This window comes from Sediminibacterium sp., assembly GCF_019264485.1.
GTDB lineage: Bacteria > Bacteroidota > Bacteroidia > Chitinophagales > Chitinophagaceae > Sediminibacterium.
In genome coordinates this window covers 19,090-34,821 of sequence record NZ_JAHVAA010000007.1, presented here as the reverse complement: position 1 = coordinate 34,821, position 15,732 = coordinate 19,090, and the positions used below count along the sequence as shown (strand labels likewise).

General features: G+C 40.7%; 17 protein-coding genes. 15 read left to right on the top strand and 2 right to left on the bottom strand.

Going from position 1 to position 15,732, the window contains the following annotated elements; all coding sequences use genetic code 11:
• Positions 1 to 16 precede the first annotated feature (16 nt).
• From KXJ59_RS04600 to KXJ59_RS04560, 9 genes are all read left to right on the top strand, one after another.
• On the top strand, positions 17 to 1,006 hold the full coding sequence (locus KXJ59_RS04600; RefSeq protein ID WP_295201642.1) for an aldo/keto reductase: 990 nt from the start codon (positions 17 to 19) through the stop codon (positions 1,004 to 1,006).
• Between the two features lie 175 nt (positions 1,007 to 1,181).
• The gene (locus KXJ59_RS04595) at positions 1,182 to 1,700 is read left to right on the top strand and encodes a sigma-70 family RNA polymerase sigma factor (RefSeq protein ID WP_295201639.1); all 519 of its coding nucleotides are present in this window, start codon (positions 1,182 to 1,184) and stop codon (positions 1,698 to 1,700) included.
• On the top strand, positions 1,693 to 2,421 hold the full coding sequence (locus KXJ59_RS04590; RefSeq protein WP_295201637.1) for a hypothetical protein: 729 nt from the start codon (positions 1,693 to 1,695) through the stop codon (positions 2,419 to 2,421). The genes KXJ59_RS04595 and KXJ59_RS04590 overlap by 8 nt, the downstream gene beginning before the upstream one ends.
• Positions 2,422 to 2,432: 11 nt before the next feature.
• Complete coding sequence (locus KXJ59_RS04585) at positions 2,433 to 3,881, top strand: DUF4097 family beta strand repeat-containing protein (RefSeq protein WP_295201635.1); 1,449 nt, start codon at positions 2,433 to 2,435, stop codon at positions 3,879 to 3,881.
• Between the two features lie 240 nt (positions 3,882 to 4,121).
• Positions 4,122 to 5,381 (top strand): hemolysin family protein, encoded by a 1,260-nt coding sequence (locus KXJ59_RS04580; protein ID WP_295201633.1) that lies wholly within the window; start codon positions 4,122 to 4,124, stop codon positions 5,379 to 5,381.
• Positions 5,381 to 5,779, top strand: a complete 399-nt coding sequence (locus tag KXJ59_RS04575) for a nucleoside 2-deoxyribosyltransferase (RefSeq protein ID WP_295201630.1) — start codon at positions 5,381 to 5,383, stop codon at positions 5,777 to 5,779. The genes KXJ59_RS04580 and KXJ59_RS04575 overlap by 1 nt, the downstream gene beginning before the upstream one ends.
• A gap of 63 nt (positions 5,780 to 5,842) precedes the next feature.
• Positions 5,843 to 6,697, top strand: coding sequence for a twin-arginine translocase subunit TatC (gene tatC, locus KXJ59_RS04570; RefSeq protein ID WP_295201627.1), 855 nt, complete (start codon positions 5,843 to 5,845; stop codon positions 6,695 to 6,697).
• A gap of 229 nt (positions 6,698 to 6,926) precedes the next feature.
• Positions 6,927 to 7,382, top strand: coding sequence for a ribose 5-phosphate isomerase B (gene rpiB / locus KXJ59_RS04565; RefSeq protein ID WP_295201626.1), 456 nt, complete (start codon positions 6,927 to 6,929; stop codon positions 7,380 to 7,382).
• A 21-nt stretch (positions 7,383 to 7,403) separates the two neighbouring features.
• Positions 7,404 to 8,915 (top strand): M28 family peptidase, encoded by a 1,512-nt coding sequence (locus tag KXJ59_RS04560; protein WP_295201623.1) that lies wholly within the window; start codon positions 7,404 to 7,406, stop codon positions 8,913 to 8,915.
• A gap of 89 nt (positions 8,916 to 9,004) precedes the next feature.
• Here the strand turns inward: KXJ59_RS04560 and KXJ59_RS04555 are convergent, their stop codons facing one another.
• Positions 9,005 to 9,979, bottom strand: coding sequence for a deoxyhypusine synthase family protein (locus KXJ59_RS04555; protein ID WP_295201621.1), 975 nt, complete (start codon positions 9,977 to 9,979; stop codon positions 9,005 to 9,007).
• 190 nt (positions 9,980 to 10,169) lie between these two features.
• On the opposite strand from KXJ59_RS04555, the gene KXJ59_RS04550 reads away from it, so the two are divergent.
• The 3 genes from KXJ59_RS04550 to KXJ59_RS04540 are packed head-to-tail and all read left to right on the top strand — an operon-like array spanning position 10,170 to position 13,064.
• The gene (locus KXJ59_RS04550; RefSeq protein WP_295201612.1) at positions 10,170 to 11,396 is read left to right on the top strand and encodes a glycosyltransferase family 87 protein; all 1,227 of its coding nucleotides are present in this window, start codon (positions 10,170 to 10,172) and stop codon (positions 11,394 to 11,396) included.
• Positions 11,359 to 12,288: a glycosyltransferase family 2 protein gene (locus KXJ59_RS04545; protein ID WP_295201610.1), complete on the top strand. Its 930-nt coding sequence runs from the start codon at positions 11,359 to 11,361 to the stop codon at positions 12,286 to 12,288. Before KXJ59_RS04550 ends, KXJ59_RS04545 begins: the two co-directional genes overlap by 38 nt.
• Entirely contained in the window at positions 12,285 to 13,064 is a 780-nt protein-coding gene (locus tag KXJ59_RS04540; RefSeq protein WP_295201609.1) for a polysaccharide deacetylase family protein, read from the top strand. The genes KXJ59_RS04545 and KXJ59_RS04540 overlap by 4 nt, the downstream gene beginning before the upstream one ends.
• Positions 13,065 to 13,102: 38 nt before the next feature.
• Here KXJ59_RS04540 and KXJ59_RS04535 read toward each other — a convergent pair whose 3' ends face one another.
• Positions 13,103 to 13,540, bottom strand: a complete 438-nt coding sequence (locus KXJ59_RS04535) for a hypothetical protein (protein ID WP_295201607.1) — start codon at positions 13,538 to 13,540, stop codon at positions 13,103 to 13,105.
• Positions 13,541 to 13,848: 308 nt separating this feature from the next.
• On the opposite strand from KXJ59_RS04535, the gene KXJ59_RS04530 reads away from it, so the two are divergent.
• Genes KXJ59_RS04530 through KXJ59_RS04520 form a run of 3 tightly spaced genes read left to right on the top strand, consistent with a single transcriptional unit; the run spans position 13,849 to position 15,719 of the window.
• Entirely contained in the window at positions 13,849 to 14,511 is a 663-nt protein-coding gene (locus KXJ59_RS04530; RefSeq protein ID WP_295201605.1) for an SdpI family protein, read from the top strand.
• Entirely contained in the window at positions 14,508 to 15,092 is a 585-nt protein-coding gene (locus KXJ59_RS04525; protein ID WP_295201603.1) for an ACP phosphodiesterase, read from the top strand. Before KXJ59_RS04530 ends, KXJ59_RS04525 begins: the two co-directional genes overlap by 4 nt.
• Positions 15,093 to 15,128: 36 nt before the next feature.
• Positions 15,129 to 15,719 carry a DUF2911 domain-containing protein gene (locus KXJ59_RS04520; protein ID WP_295201602.1) on the top strand — a complete coding sequence of 197 codons (591 nt, stop codon included), beginning with the start codon at positions 15,129 to 15,131 and terminating at the stop codon, positions 15,717 to 15,719.
• Positions 15,720 to 15,732 lie beyond the last annotated feature (13 nt).

The window sequence follows — 15,732 nt, the reverse complement described above, 5'->3', positions numbered from 1 at the left end:
GATAAAAATATATCGTATGGAATACAGAAGAATGGGCCGAACCGGTTTGCAGTTAAGTGTTTTGAGTTATGGAAGCTGGGTTACTTTTCACAAACAGATTGACGACAGCATTGCCGATGAATTAATGGGTATAGCCTATGATAAGGGTATTAATTTTTTTGATAACGCAGAAGCTTATGCACTGGGTGAGAGTGAAAAAATGATGGGGCGTATCCTGAAAAAGAAAAACTGGGACCGCACCTCATATACCGTTTCCTCAAAAGCCTATTTTGGTTGGAGAGGTAAAGAGAATAAACCCAACCAAACAGGACTCAGCCGTAAACACCTGATGGAAGCCTGTCATGAAGCCCTTCAACGTTTACAACTCGATTATCTCGATCTCTATTTCTGCCATCGCCCCGATACCAATGTACCCATCGAAGAAGTGGTATGGACCATGCATAATCTGATACAGCAGGGTAAAATTTTATACTGGGGTACCAGCCAGTGGAGCGGCGCCGAAATTATGGAGGCACACAGAGTGGCACATCAATATGGTTTGATTGGCCCCAGTGTAGAGCAACCACAATACAATATGTTCGAACGGTTTAAAATGGAGCAGGATTATTTACCTGTATTCAAAAACGTTGGACTGGGAACCACCATCTGGAGTCCTTTGGCCGCAGGTTTCTTAACGGGTAAATACAATAATGGTATCCCGGCAGATTCAAGGCTAGCCATAGAGGGTTTCGACTGGCTTAAAGACAGATGGGTACAGGATGCCAAGATTGAGAAAGCCAAAAAACTGGTGGTACTGGCACAGGAAATGAATGTGAGTCTTGCTGAAATGGCTATTGCCTGGACCATTAAGAACCCGAATGTAACCACAGCTATTCTGGGTGCTACCAAAAAACAGCAACTGGAAGAAAACCTGAAAGCACTGGATGTTTTACCGATGCTTACCAGTGAGGTTATGGAAAAAATTGAAGCCATTCTTCAAAATAAGCCTACGATGGATTTGGCTTAACTAATTGATATACAAATATTTAAAAGCGGTAAACTTCTTCAGTTTACCGCTTTTTTATTGACGGATATTTGCCGGACGAAAAAAGTTATACCTTCTTTCCAACCTTTTTCACCTGCAACACTCTTAATAGCGGAACTATTCATTGGAACAGGAAACTACCATACAAACGGCTGTTGTGAGAAAAGCCTGCCTGGGAGATCAACCATCACAGGCCTGGCTGTACCGGCAATATAGTAAGGCGATGTTCAATATCTGCACCCGTATGACGGGTAACCTCAGCGATGCAGAAGACCTGTTACAGGAATCATTTATGATTGCGTTTCGCAACCTGAAACAACTCAAAGAACCCGCCCAGTTTGGTGGATGGCTGAAACGGATTGTGGTGAATGAATGTATTCGTTTCTGTAAAAAAAATACTTACCAGACAGCATGGGATGATCATTGGGATGAAACCCTGAGCAACGAAGAACCCGAATGGTGGCAGACAGTAGATATTAAAATGGTACACCAGGAAATAAAAAACTTACCCGATGGATGCCGACAGGTTTTCAATCTCTATGTACTTGAAGATTACAGTCATAAAGACATTGCATCCCATCTCGGTATTTCAGAGTCAACGAGTAAGAGTCAGTACCACCGGGCCAGACAATTATTAAAAGAAAGAATCACAAAACAAATTCAGGTACATGGATGAGTTAAAAAAATACCTGCAACAAAACCGCGAAGCACTGGATAGTGATGAGCCCTCGCCAATGGTTTGGGAACGCATACAGGTGCAACAGCCGGTAAAGAAAACAGCCATTGTGGTAACCATTACCCGCTGGGCTGTGGCGGCCTGTGTGCTGGTACTGGCAGGAATTGGCACCTGGAGCCTGTTGAAAGAGGACGAAGGTAAGACACAAGAAATTTTACAGGCATCAAGAACTTCAGCAGAACCCAGACAAGAAGAAATAAAGCAGGCTACAGAACCGGTTATCTCCGTTCCTGAAATAAATGAGGAAACAAATAAAGTACTGGCCTCTGTTACGCGGGAAAAGAAAACTGTTCCTGAACAAAAAACAACTGCTGAACGTGCTGATCTTATTGCTTTACAGAATGTAGAAAACAGTTTTAAACAGGTCATCAACCTGCAGCGTAATAAAGTAGGTACTATTCCTATGTATGCTGAATCGGCTGAATATTTTTCAGATTTTAAAATACAGATCAGGCAACTGGAGAAAGATGAGAAAACGGTAAAAGCAGAAATCGTAAAACGCGGACTTACAGATGACCTGCTGGATCAACTGATCAATCTCTACCAGATCAAACTCAGTACACTTAAACAGTTACAAACAGAAATGAACAAAATCAACAACCGCGTTAAACAAATGAGCCGCCCGGTTGACAGCGTTAAAACTTATTTCATTAATATCTAAATACCCTTTATATGCGATTTACTACTATTAAAATTACCGGTGCTATACTGAGTATGCTATTTGCAGCCGCTGGCTTTGCACAGAGTACCACTTACATATCCGGCCAAGGAAACCTACAGGCAACAACCATAAGAGCTGCTTCTCCTGTTGAAGTTTTTGCTGCACAAAATGCTTATACTTTCGAGACTCATAACATTAAACAGGAGGATCTGAAATCAAAAGAAATAAGCCAGGAAATAAATATGCCCAAAGGCGGAGAAATTTATATTGAGAACAGTTCTTTAGCCATACAGGTAAAGACCTGGGATCAGCCTAAGGTAAAGGTAGTAACCACTGCTTATTTTGAAAAAGAAAGCACGTTTACCGATGCAGAATGGTTTGAAAGAATGGGCATCAGCCTGAAAGCACTTGGTACATCCGTTAAAATCAAATCAACTAATTCAAGATTAGGTTCAGGTTTTACCTTTTCCGCTACTTCGCGTTATTCTATGGACCCGGTAGTTGTAAACGGATACCCCTCAAAAATTACCACGCTATCTGCCAACAATGCCAAAATAGGAAAAAGAATGCTGACCATTTATGTTCCTGCAGGAAGTAAAATGGATATTGAAACAAAATTCTCAGATGTGCAGTTACCCGCCGGAATAGGTGATATATTATTAGATATTACCAATGGCAACCTCGAAGCAGAAAACCTGAATAAACTGCGTCTGCGCTCCAAATATTCTAACGCCAATGTGCGTGATATTAAAGAGGCAGAGATTGAATTTTCAAATGGTCGTTTCAGTGCCAATAATATCGATGACCTCGATATTGAAAGCAAATATGCCACGATAGAAATGGCATCTGCCAAAAAAATAAAAATGATCAGCACCAACGATGAGTTTGAGGTAGAAGACGTAACCGATATCAAAGGCCGGAAAAATTATGGTAACCTGCGCATCACCCGTTTATCCGGCTCTCTTGAACTCGATGGCAGTAATGCAGATATTAAAGTAAGAAATGTAGGCAGCAATGTAAAACTCATTAAAGTAGACAATCGCTACGCTGATATCCGTATCCCGCTTCGCGATACAAAAAATTATGCTGTTGATTTTCTGGGTAGCTACAGCACAGTATATGCTGATTTTGAAAAAACACCTGTTGCAGTAACAGAAGCTGATATAACAGCACTTTCAAAAAACACCACTGCTGGAACTCTTCATAGTATGCCTCTCACTATAGCTACAAAACCTTCTCAGGGAACTATTGCAGCTGGTACCGTTTCCGGAAACGTAGCCCCTGAGCAAAACAATCAAATGGCTGTTACGGGAAAAATTACTGCAACAACTGTACCGGGAACATTATTGCTTAACCGAAGTGGTTCAAACACACCTGTAAAATTCACAGGAACAGCCGGTGATGGCAAAGGTTTAAAGATTGAAATGAAATGCCAGAACTGTACCGTTGATTTCAAATAACCAATCACTCCATATATACCCCTTGAAGAGCGGCCACTTGCCGGCCGCTCTTCTACTTTTAACGATGGCTTGTTTCTTCATGTGCATTATATATCTCACACAGCCGATTTTCTCATGTTGTTAACGATCGGTTCGTGCCCCGTTTCCACGGGGCACTTGCTTTTGGGATTAATAACCATAGACTATAGACCATGGTCTATGCCCATATTTGACTTATCTTAGCATCCAGAATTTTTTCCCATGACAGAGCTCTATACCATTGTATGGATCATCGCCTCATTGATACTGATCGGTTTTTTTGCCGGTTATGAAATTGCTTTCGTGAGCGCTAACCGCCTCAGCATTGAACTGAAAAAAAAACAGGGTAAACAAAGCGGAATTATTTTATCCAACTTTGTAGAAAACCCCGCAAAGTTTATAGGTACCTGTCTTATTGGCCTCAATACCGTACTCGTTATCTATGGATTATTGTTTGATGAATTCCTGAAAGGAATTGCCTGGAACCCACTGAATGTTAAAAACGAATACCTTAAACTCATCATCGATACCATTATTTCAGCCATCATTGTAATGATTTTCGGTGAGTTTATTCCCAAAGCCATATTTCGTGCGCGCAACGACAGCTTACTGAGTTTTTTTGCACCCTTAGCCAAATTCTTTCATACCCTCTTTGAACCCCTTACCAACTTATTTGTCAATCTTTCTCAGTGGATATTGAAATATATTTTCAATGTTCGGGTAAACGATAAAACCGAAGCTTTTACTAAAGTAGACCTCGAACATTTTTTTCAGCAAACAAAAGAACAGGATGAAGACAACCAGGAACTGAATACAGAATTGTTTGAAAACGCACTGAGCTTACCGATGGTGAAGATCAGACAGTGCCTGGTTCCCAGAACGGAGATTGAAGGAGTAGACAAAACTATTTCCATCGAAGCACTTCGTCAGCGCTTTGTACATACAAAACTCAGCAAACTGTTGATCTTTGACGAGAACATCGATAATATTCTGGGCTATGTTCACCAGACCGATCTGTTTAAACGCCCCTCTTCTATTCAGCAGATATTACATCCCATATTGGCAGTACCGGAGAGTATGAGTGCTGCCGACCTCATCAACAAATTTACCAAGGACAGGAAAAGCATTGCCTGGGTGGTAGACGAATTTGGTGGCACAGCAGGTATTGTAACCATGGAGGACCTGCTGGAAGAAATTTTTGGTGAAATTCATGATGAATATGATGTGGAGGAATTTGTAGAAAAGCAACTGGCAGAAGATGAATTTATCTTCAGTGGCCGACTTGAACTTGACTACCTCAAAGAAAAATACAACCTTGAGTTTCCGGAGAACGATTCAGAAACACTGAGTGGTTATATCATTCAGAAACATGAATCCATTCCCACCAATAAAGAAACCATCATTATCGACGATTACCGTTTCGATATACTAAGCGTGAGCGAAACAAGGATTGATACGGTAAAGATGAAAATCTTACGCTGATGAAGCGCGCCTACCTGGCCATTAGCCTTTCTCTCCGTACAACGCTTGACCCCGTAGTAAAAACCATTCAACAAGTGTTAGCCGAGCATGGTATTGAGCTATTTGTTTTTGTAGATCATTACCATTTCTCTCCCCATCAAGAAAAAGAAATGATGCAACAGGCCTTAATTGAAATAGACCGTTGCGGATTACTGATAGCCGAATGTTCTGAAAAAGCCATTGGTGTTGGACTGGAAGCAGGTTATGCAATAGGCAGGGGCAAACAACTTTGGTATTTACGCCCGCAAAATGCACCACATTCAACCACGGTTGCCGGAGCTGCCCATAAAAGCTTTATTTACGGGAATACCGGGGATCTGGCAGATCAAATAAGAAAAGAATTACATACAGCAATCTGAAATGGCTATTTTTCGTGTTACTCTTACCCCTAACTTTGCCCACTCCTAAAGCAGTTGACGGGCATGGCCTTATTTAAAAGAAACAATGGAACAGAACAGGCAGAGATGAGTTTTATAGACCATCTGGAGGAACTGAGAAAACATATCATTCGTTCCATACTGGCCATTTTAGTTTTTGGCATAGCCATTTTTATTTACCGCGACTGGGTTTTCGACAATATCATTACAGGTCCTATTCATGCCGATTTTATCAGCTATCGGGCGCTTTGCGATTTTAGTCACTGGGCACATCTTGGCGATGTTCTTTGCATGCCACCGGTAAAAGTTGATATGCAAACCACCACTTTCGCCGGACAGTTTCTGAGTAGTATTACCATGTCGCTTGTAGGAGGTATCATCATCGCTTTTCCCTATATCTTCTGGGAATTCTGGCGTTTTATTAAACCTGCATTGAAAGACAAAGAACTGAAAAACACCCGTTTTATCATTTTCTGGGTATCCTTCTTTTTCTTTTGTGGTGCGGCTTTCGGGTATTTTTTACTGGGACCTTTTACTTTCAACTTCCTCGCCGGTTTTCAACTCGGTACTAAAGGTGTACTGGTAACCCGTCCTACATTAACCGATTACCTCGATAACCTGACCAATCTTATTCTTGGTTGTGGTATAGCTTTTGAATTACCCGTACTGGCATACCTGCTTACAAAAATTGGATTGATTTCTCCTTCCTATTTACGCAGAACCAGGAAATATGCAGTGGTGATTATATTAATTGCCGCCGCCATTATTACACCTAGCCCCGACTGGATGAGCCAGTTGATTGTGTTCCTTCCCCTGTTCTTTTTGTATGAGTTGAGTATTATTATTTCAGCAAGGGTATCGAAAGAACAGGAAAAAAGAGACCAGGAAGAATGGAGCTAAATATTTTAGAACTCTTTAAGTTTCGCAATACCTGAGGTTAGCTTTGAGCCATGAGCTATGAGTTAATATATTATGATAGTTTAAGCATAATTACAAAAAGCTCATGGCTCATAGCCCAAAGCTCACAGCCATTTCACAAACACTTAATTTTAAAAACACCCAGCCCGTTTATATATTTTTTGCACGGCTCTTGGTCTAATCCTTTAATTTCATCCCTCAATTCACACACATGAATTATGTTTTTGATGCGTCGAAACCTATTGCCATTGGCTCAGACCATGCAGGTTTTGAGTACAAGGAAGCCATAAAAAACTGGCTCATCGGCAAAGGTTACAATGTAAAAGATTTTGGCGCGCCCTCTTTGGATTCTGTAGACTATCCTGATTTTGCCCACCCCACTGCCAGCAGCGTTGAAAAAGGAGAATCAGCTTTTGGTATTTTATTCTGTGGAAGCGCTAACGGTGTTGCCATTACTGCCAATAAACACCAGCAGGTGCGTGCCGGACTTGCCTGGCAGAACGATGTGGCTTCACTCATCCGTTTGCACAATGATGCCAATATTATTTGTATTCCGGCCAGGTTTGTTGCCTTAGCACTGGCACAGCAGATGATTGAAATTTTTATGAGTACTGCTTTCGAAGGCGGTCGTCATGCAACACGTGTTGGAAAAATTGCTTGTTCATAATCTTTAAACACCACTATAACTATGCGAATTATTGTACTATCTGCCTTCCTGTTGTCTGCGACAATGGGCATCGCACAAAAAGGTGATCCGGCCACATATGCCAAAAGCATCACCATGGGCGATCTTAAAAAACACCTCACCATTGTTGCCGGACCAGAAATGGAAGGTCGCGAAACAGCCATGGAAGGCCAGCGTAAAGCCGCAGCCTACCTGGAAGCCGAGTATAAAAGAATGGGATTAAAACCCGGTAACGGAAACAGTTACCAGGCTATGTACCCATTGTACCAGCTTGAACTCGTAAGCAGTAAGCTCTCTGTAAATGGCCGCCCCTTTGCAGCCGACAAAGACTATAGTACATCTGTATCTACCATTGCCAATGGCAGCAATACTTATTCCGATGTTGTGTTTGCAGGCTATGGCATCAGCGACTCTACCCGTAACGATTATGCCAACCTCGATGTAAAAGGTAAAATTGTTCTGGTACTCGAAGGAACACCCGGCAGTACCGGCCCCGCTAACCAAAGAGGTCCCGGATCTGTATTTGGTAAAATGAGCACAGCCAGAACAAAAGGTGCTGCAGGTGTATTAATCGTTTCTAAAAATTTTCCAAAAACAACACCCGGCCAAACCAGAAGCGGTATGTCTTTAAGCAAACCCACGACTGAACCTGCTGCAGCCATTACCATCTCTGAAGAAATAGCCAGTGCTTTATTGGGCCGCACTGCAAAACTCACCATTCAGCAAATGAGTGAACTGAACAAAGGTGTGTATCGTTCAGAACTGAAAATTACTGCCGACAAAAAAGTAAATGAACTGGAAAGCAGTAATGTAATCGCTGTTTTACCCGGTACAGATAAAGCCGATGAATACGTCTTCATCACCAGCCATTATGATCATGAAGGTGTAATCAACGGCGATATTTATTATGGTGCAGATGATGATGGTTCAGGTACTGTAAGCGTTCTGGAAATTGCTGAGGCTTTTGTTGCTGCAAAGAAAAAAGGTGATGGCCCACGCAGAACAATGGTATTCATGAATGTGTCGGGTGAAGAAAAAGGATTATTGGGTTCACGTTACTATTCAGAGCATCCTATTTTCCCACTGGAAAAAACTACTGTTGACCTGAACATCGACATGGTGGGAAGAATTGACCCTACTTACAAAGGCGATTCTATGAACTATGTATATGTAATTGGTGATGATAAATTGAGCAGCGATCTTACGCCTATTACCAATGAAGTAAACAGCAAATACATCAACATGGAGTTGGACAGAAGATTCAACGATCCTAAAGATGTAAACCGATTCTATTACAGAAGCGACCATTACAATTTTGCCAATAAAGGTGTTCCTGTAATTTTCTACTTCAATGGTACCCACCGCGATTACCATCGCCCTACTGATACTGTTGAGAAGATTAATTTTGATGTGATGGAAAAAAGAGCAAGACTTATTTACCACACTGCCTGGGTAATTGCCAATAAGGATACCATGTTAAAACGTGATATGCCTTTGAATATGCCTCCTAGATAAAATAAATTCAAAATTAAAAAGTCAAAAGTCAAAAAAGAATACTCCTTTTTTGACTTTTGACTTTTTAATTTCTCTCTTCCTAACCTCTGTTACCATCCTAATAAGTACGCAAAAATCAATGGTACTACAATTGTAGCATCACTCTCCACAATATATTTAGGCGTATTGATATCGAGTTTACCCCAGGTAATTTTTTCATTCGGAACGGCACCTGAATAGGAACCATAAGAAGTGGTAGAATCACTGATCTGGCAGAAATAACTCCAGAAAGGAACATCATGCCATTCTAAATCCTGGTACATCATTGGCACCACACAAATCGGGAAATCGCCAGCAATACCTCCGCCTATCTGGAAGAACCCAACACCTTTTCCGCCGCTGTTCTCCCGATACCAGTCGGCCAGCCACACCATATATTCAATACCATTTTTTACGGTACTGGCTTTCAGTTCATTCTTGATTACATAGCTCGCGAAGATATTACCGGTAGTACTGTCTTCCCATCCCGGAACAACAATGGGCAGATTTTTCTCTGCCGCTGCAACGATCCAGCTGTTTTTTGGATCGATCTCATAATACTGCTTCAGCTCACCACTGAGAACAGTTTTATATAAAAATTCATGCGGAAAATATCTTTCCCCCCTGGCTTCCGCTTCTTTCCATTGTTTTACCAGGTGTTTCTGCAAACGACGGAATGCTTCTTCCTCTGGTATACATGTATCTGTAACTCGGTTATAATGGTTCTCCAGCAGATCCCACTCATCCTGCGGTGTAAGATCGCGGTAGTTGGGTACTCTTTTATAATGACTGTGCGCCACCAGGTTCATTACATCTTCTTCCAGGTTGGCACCGGTGCAACTAATGATGGCAACCTTATCCTGGCGAATCATTTCTGCCAGACTGATACCAAGCTCAGCCGTACTCATGGCACCGGCAAGACTTACCAGCATTTTACCGCCTTCCAGCAAATGGGTTTCATAACCTTTGGCAGCATCTACCAAAGCAGCCGCATTAAAATGGCGGTAATGGTGTTGAATAAACTGAGAAACGGGGCCTTTGTTCATAATGGTTCTATTAAAGGCTGCAAAGGTAATTTTTTTGAGCCATTCCATCCTATTCAGGATAACACATATATTCTTTTAAAAACAAGCTTTTCTGAACATATATGCAAGATTTTCAAATGTTTACGATCAATTTCTAATCTCATTCTAATCCCGAATTATAGCAAAATCTTAATATCCTTGTAGTCCCCGCATGAAGATTCTCTACTCCGAAAAAACCATCGGCAGGTTTACCATTGGCCTGCCCGTTGTAGTATGGTTTACTGCAACCCTGCTTGCCGCCCTGCTTGAAATAAGCAGGGGATATGGTGAAATCAACAATTTCCTCATCTACCGCGGTGTATACGAACACACCCTTCAACAGGTAAACTTATACCTCAGCTACCCTTCTGACTATGCAGACAGTAACCACTATGGCCCCTTATTCAGTATACTGATTGCCCCTTTTACCTGGCTCCCGGTTGCTGCAGGATGTTTGTTATGGTGTCTGGCAAATGCATGGGTATTGTTTTATGCACTTAAACAACTGAACCTTTCAACTACCCAGTTTTATACTGTTCTGCTGATTTGTTGTATCGAACAAATGACAGCAACACATAGTGTTCAGTTTAACCCCATGCTGGCAGGATCAATGTTACTGGCCTATACATATGTAAGAGATAATAAGATTGTACCGGCAACTTTTTTAATTGCAGCGGGTTTTCTTATTAAACTGTACAGTGTGGCGGGATTGGTTCTTTTCCTGTTTACAGACAAGAAAAAACTATTTGTGTTTTCATTCATCGGCTGGCTGATTTTACTGGTTGCATTACCCATGCTCATCTCCTCACCCGATTTTATTATACAGTCGTATACAGACTGGTTTCATTCTTTAATAGAAAAGAATGAAACCAATATAGATATTTCTGTTGCTTCGGGTATGCAGGATATTTCGGCAGGAGGAATGATCAGGAGAGTATTTGATATGAAGAACCTTCCCAATTATTTCATAACTATTCCTGCAGCGCTCTTATTATTATTCCCTTTACTCAGGTATAAACAGTTCGCTGAAAAAAAATTCACCCTTACCTATTATTGTATGCTCCTTGTAGCTGTAGTAATATTCAGCTCATCCGCAGAATCGCCCACATATATAATAGCTGTAGCTGGTATTGCTGTCTGGTTCGCCATTCATTTACCATTAAACAGTAGGCAGGTATTATTACTACTCTTTCTGTTTTTGTTCACCATATTATCTCCAACCGATCTATTTCCAAGAACAATAAGAGATGGCTTTTTTATAAAGTATTCCATGAAAGCACTGCCCTGTTTTATCATCTGGCTTATTATGATCAAAGAGCTGATAAGAGGAAAATATGCTTTACCCCAAACAACCAATGAATATGAAAAAGAAAATTTGTATCGTCATTCCGGTTTGTAATGAGGAGAAGAATATTCCTGCAGTGACCCATGCTGTTAAAAACATCATGCAAACCGTACCTTATACATACTCCATTACATTTATTGATGATGGCAGTACAGATAATACACTTGCGGTTTTAAAAACAACAGCGGCATCGGATGAACAGGTTTTTTATATTGGCCTTTCCAGAAATTTTGGTCACCAGAATGCACTAAAAGCCGGAATTGATACTGTTGATGAAAATACCGATGCAGTAATTATGATGGATGGCGATTTGCAACACCCTCCCGAACTCATACCCCTGATGTTGCAAAACTGGGAAAAGGGCTACGATGTGGTATATACGATCCGGAAAGATGATAAAGGAATATCGCTCCTGAAAAAGAAAACCTCCAGTCTTTTTTATAAGTTACTCAACAAAGTATCAGACATTGAACTCGATACAGGTGCAGCAGATTTCAGGTTACTCGATAAAAAAGTAGTTCCCGTATTCAAGAATTTTAATGAAGGCGATCTTTTTTTAAGGGGTTTATCGAAATGGGTCGGATTCAGTCAGGTAGCTATTGAATATACAGCAGGTAGCAGAAGCAATGGTGAATCGAAATACACCATCAAAAGAATGATCCGTTTTGCACTACAGGGTATTACATCCTTCAGTACCAAACCTCTGTACATAGCCGCCTACCTCGGTTTTGCATTCTCTATGTTATCGCTGCTCTATATTCCTTATATCATTTATAGCTATTTTTTTGAGAAAACCATATCGGGCTGGACTTCCCTCATAGCTACCATCGCATTTTTTGGTGGGCTTCAGCTCATGATTTTAGGTATTATTGGTCTTTATCTGGGAAAATTATTTATGCAAAGTAAAAACCGGCCTCACTATATCATCCGTGAATCGAATTTATGAGCACAGAGCGATTTATATTATTGAGTTTTGATGTGGAAGAATTTGATATGCCACTGGAATATGGTTATCAGATTTCAAAAGAAGAGCAATTGAGCATTGGCAAAAAAGGTTTAGACAGTATTTCTCCCATTTTAGCAGATCGCAATATTCAATCCACCTTATTTACCACGGCAAATTTTGCTGACCATTTTCCGCAAGCTGTTAAGGAACTTTCTATACAACACGAAGTTGCATCACATACCTATTACCATTCGAGTTTTGCAAATGAAGACCTTCAACTATCCAAACAGAGACTGGAAGAAATTACAGGCCACCCAGTTTACGGGTTAAGAATGCCAAGAATGAGGACAGTAGACATGGATGAGGTAAAAAAAGCGGGTTACCAATACGATTCATCTGTTAACCCAACCTGGTTACCCGGCAGGTATAATAATCTTCATCTGCCCAGAACCGTCTACTCCGAATCGGGCATATACAGAATACCTGCATCCGTTTCTCCCAATTTAAGGATACCACTTTTCTGGCTCAGTTTTAAAAATATGCCATGGCAGGTTTTTAAATACCTGGCCCTGCAAACACTTAAAAAAGACGGCTATCTCTGTCTCTATTTTCATCCGTGGGAATTTACAGACATCAATCATTATCAATTACCCATGTTTACGCGCAGATGGTGTATTGATCAATTACTGGAGCGCCTCAACAGAACTATACAGTATTTACAAAAAGAAGGCGAGTTTATCTCCATACATAATTATATCAACAAAAAGCCCCGGTAATCATTACCTGGGGCTTTTCAGATTAACCAAACACCAACTTAGTTATTCTTATCGAATACGCTTACCTGTCCGTAAAAAGAAACTTCCAGGATTTTTCTGTCTGTTTCACTTTCTACAGATACATAATATTTTCTTTCGCCGTTCAGTTCAAACTCAATGGTTTCTGTTACCTGGTACTTAGCATACACTTTTTTAATCTTCTGGATGGCAGATAAAGGAAGGCGCTTGAATTCTGTTTTTCTGGAAGTACCAATTACATCTCCGTTACTGCTGAAGAACGCTTCTACTTTTTCGCCCTCCATTGTAAATTTCACCTTGGTGTAATCGGCGGTAACCGTCCAGTTAACATCTGTTGCTCCGGCAAATTGTGTCTCAAATGCATTGAGTACGCGGAAACTTACTTTACTTACATCGGCTGCTAACACACTGCTACCGATAGTAACAGTGATGAGTGTGGCAAGGATAAACTTTTTCATGATTGTTTTTTTTAAATGATGATATGTTGAGTTTTTTATTTCCCAATGACAAACCAAAGCTAAGCAGATGTATATCGGTCACAGGGTAATTGTGACTAAGTGAAAGCGGGTATGGTTAGAGTTGTATGAGTGGCGTTAATTCCTATGTTAAGGATCGTTAATAATTGGCTCAAACACAATACAGCACTGCATTACAAAAGAATTCATAAGAAAAACATAAAAGCAGTTATGGTGTGGTTAATTTTTAGCAGTGGTAAGAACTGTAGCTTAGTTGAAAAGGCTGTTGTATCTTTAAGAAAATCGTACACATGAGACGTTTTTTTACATCGCCGCTGCTGGCTATTGCACTCCTCTTCATCCCGGCCATTATTACGGCCATCCTTTATAGTGGATTACCCGAAACCATTCCTGTTCACTTTAATGCGGAAGGAATAGCAGATAAGTTTGGGGCTAAATCTTCCATATGGGTACATGTAAGTATTTTGTTCGTAGTTGGCCTGGGTGTTTATTTATTATTGAGTAACCTTCATAAAATAGATCCTAAAAAATCAGCCGGTGTTTCTGTAGAAACACACAAAGCAATTGCCATAATAGTAGTACTGTTTATCTCATTAATCAGTACGGGTATCGTATTATCGATGAGCAAAACTTTCGGCAATTTTGGTATACAGAAAATTGTATTACCCGCTGTTGGTTTACTCATTGCTGTAATGGGCTATTTCATGCGCAGTATAAAACCCAATTATTTTATCGGTCTACGTTTACCCTGGACACTGGAAGACGAAGAAAACTGGGCGGCAACTCATCAACTGGCAGCAAAGCTGTGGATACCTGCAGGTTTACTAATGGCTGTATCTGCCATAGCTTTCCCCTTTATGACCGCCTTTTTTATTACTATGGCCATTACACTTATTATCGTCATTATACCGGCAATTTATTCTTACCGGTTCTTTAAGAATAAAAAAGCATGAATTACCTGGCACATGCTTACCTGTCGTTTGATGAGCCCGAGATACTGGTGGGTAATATGATCAGCGATTTTGTAAAAGGCAAAAAGCAATACGATTACCCCGCGGGTATACAGAAAGGCATCCGTTTACATCGCATGATTGATGTGTTTACCGACCAGCATGCGGCCACAAAAAAAGCAAAACTTTTACTGCAGCCTGCTGTAGGAACTTATTCCGGTGCTTTCGTTGATGTGGTCTATGATCATTTTCTGGCCACAGATACATCCATACACAGCGCCGATACATGGATGGAATTTTCTACCAGAACCTATCGTTTACTCGACCCATATACCCATCTTTTCCCGGAAAAATTCGCTCGTTTGTTCCCCTATATGAAAACACAGAACTGGCTCTATAATTACCGTTTTACCTGGGGAATTGAGCGAAGTTTTGAAGGCGTTGCCAGAAGAGCCTCGTATCTTTCCACCGATAATGATGCTTTTCGTTTATTTGAAGTACATTATGATCAGTTTAAACAGCATTATGGTGAGTTTTTCTCCGATGTTAAAAAACTGGCCCTTGATTTGCTGAATGAACGATGAAAAGCAAGTGCTGTTATCTTTGTAAAAAATTATTGCATGAAGTGTTTACTGTTGGGTATTTCTTTATTCATAGCTGTTTGCCTGTCTGCACAACAAAAACCTACCGATCTGGATAAATCGCCTATGGACATGAGCTACTGGCCCGCCAATTATCCGATCCTCAAAATGAGCGGTAAAGTCAGGGATGTACCTGTTGCCCGCGTTATATATGGTCGCCCCCTGAAAAGTGGCCGTGATATTTTTGGCGGAATCATTAAATACAATGAATTATGGCGACTGGGTGCCAATGAAGCATCTGAAATAGAGTTCTTTAAAAATGTAAAGATCGATGGCAGAAGCATCCCCAAAGGCAGGTATACCCTGTATTGTATTCCTACAGAAAAAAAATGGACCCTCATACTGAACAAGGATAATTTCTGCTGGGGCAATTTCAGTTATGATGCAAAAAAAGATTTGTTGAGAACAGATGTTGACATCAACAGGAATGCGGAGAACACAGAAGCTTTTACCATCTTTTTCGAAGAAACAAAAAATGGCGCCCAACTGGTTATTCTCTGGGATGACCTCAAAGCGGGATTACCAATATCTGTAATTGAAGATGTTGTAACAAAGCCTAAAAGAAATTAATTACTCCCTGCAT

Bases quoted from the DNA above. Each gene is read 5' to 3' on its own strand.
- KXJ59_RS04520 (WP_295201602.1), top strand. From the start codon at position 15,129: ATGAAGTGTTTACTGTTGGGTATTTCTTTATTCATAGCTGTTTGCCTG.
- KXJ59_RS04580 (WP_295201633.1), top strand. From the start codon at position 4,122: ATGACAGAGCTCTATACCATTGTATGGATCATCGCCTCATTGATACTG.
- rpiB (WP_295201626.1), top strand. From the start codon at position 6,927: ATGAATTATGTTTTTGATGCGTCGAAACCTATTGCCATTGGCTCAGAC.
- KXJ59_RS04535 (WP_295201607.1), bottom strand. From the start codon at position 13,540: ATGAAAAAGTTTATCCTTGCCACACTCATCACTGTTACTATCGGTAGC.
- KXJ59_RS04555 (WP_295201621.1), bottom strand. From the start codon at position 9,979: ATGAACAAAGGCCCCGTTTCTCAGTTTATTCAACACCATTACCGCCAT.
- KXJ59_RS04585 (WP_295201635.1), top strand. From the start codon at position 2,433: ATGCGATTTACTACTATTAAAATTACCGGTGCTATACTGAGTATGCTA.
- KXJ59_RS04540 (WP_295201609.1), top strand. From the start codon at position 12,285: ATGAGCACAGAGCGATTTATATTATTGAGTTTTGATGTGGAAGAATTT.
- KXJ59_RS04530 (WP_295201605.1), top strand. From the start codon at position 13,849: ATGAGACGTTTTTTTACATCGCCGCTGCTGGCTATTGCACTCCTCTTC.
- KXJ59_RS04545 (WP_295201610.1), top strand. From the start codon at position 11,359: ATGAAAAAGAAAATTTGTATCGTCATTCCGGTTTGTAATGAGGAGAAG.
- KXJ59_RS04550 (WP_295201612.1), top strand. From the start codon at position 10,170: ATGAAGATTCTCTACTCCGAAAAAACCATCGGCAGGTTTACCATTGGC.
- tatC (WP_295201627.1), top strand. From the start codon at position 5,843: ATGGCCTTATTTAAAAGAAACAATGGAACAGAACAGGCAGAGATGAGT.
- KXJ59_RS04600 (WP_295201642.1), top strand. From the start codon at position 17: ATGGAATACAGAAGAATGGGCCGAACCGGTTTGCAGTTAAGTGTTTTG.
- KXJ59_RS04525 (WP_295201603.1), top strand. From the start codon at position 14,508: ATGAATTACCTGGCACATGCTTACCTGTCGTTTGATGAGCCCGAGATA.
- KXJ59_RS04575 (WP_295201630.1), top strand. From the start codon at position 5,381: ATGAAGCGCGCCTACCTGGCCATTAGCCTTTCTCTCCGTACAACGCTT.
- KXJ59_RS04560 (WP_295201623.1), top strand. From the start codon at position 7,404: ATGCGAATTATTGTACTATCTGCCTTCCTGTTGTCTGCGACAATGGGC.
- KXJ59_RS04590 (WP_295201637.1), top strand. From the start codon at position 1,693: ATGGATGAGTTAAAAAAATACCTGCAACAAAACCGCGAAGCACTGGAT.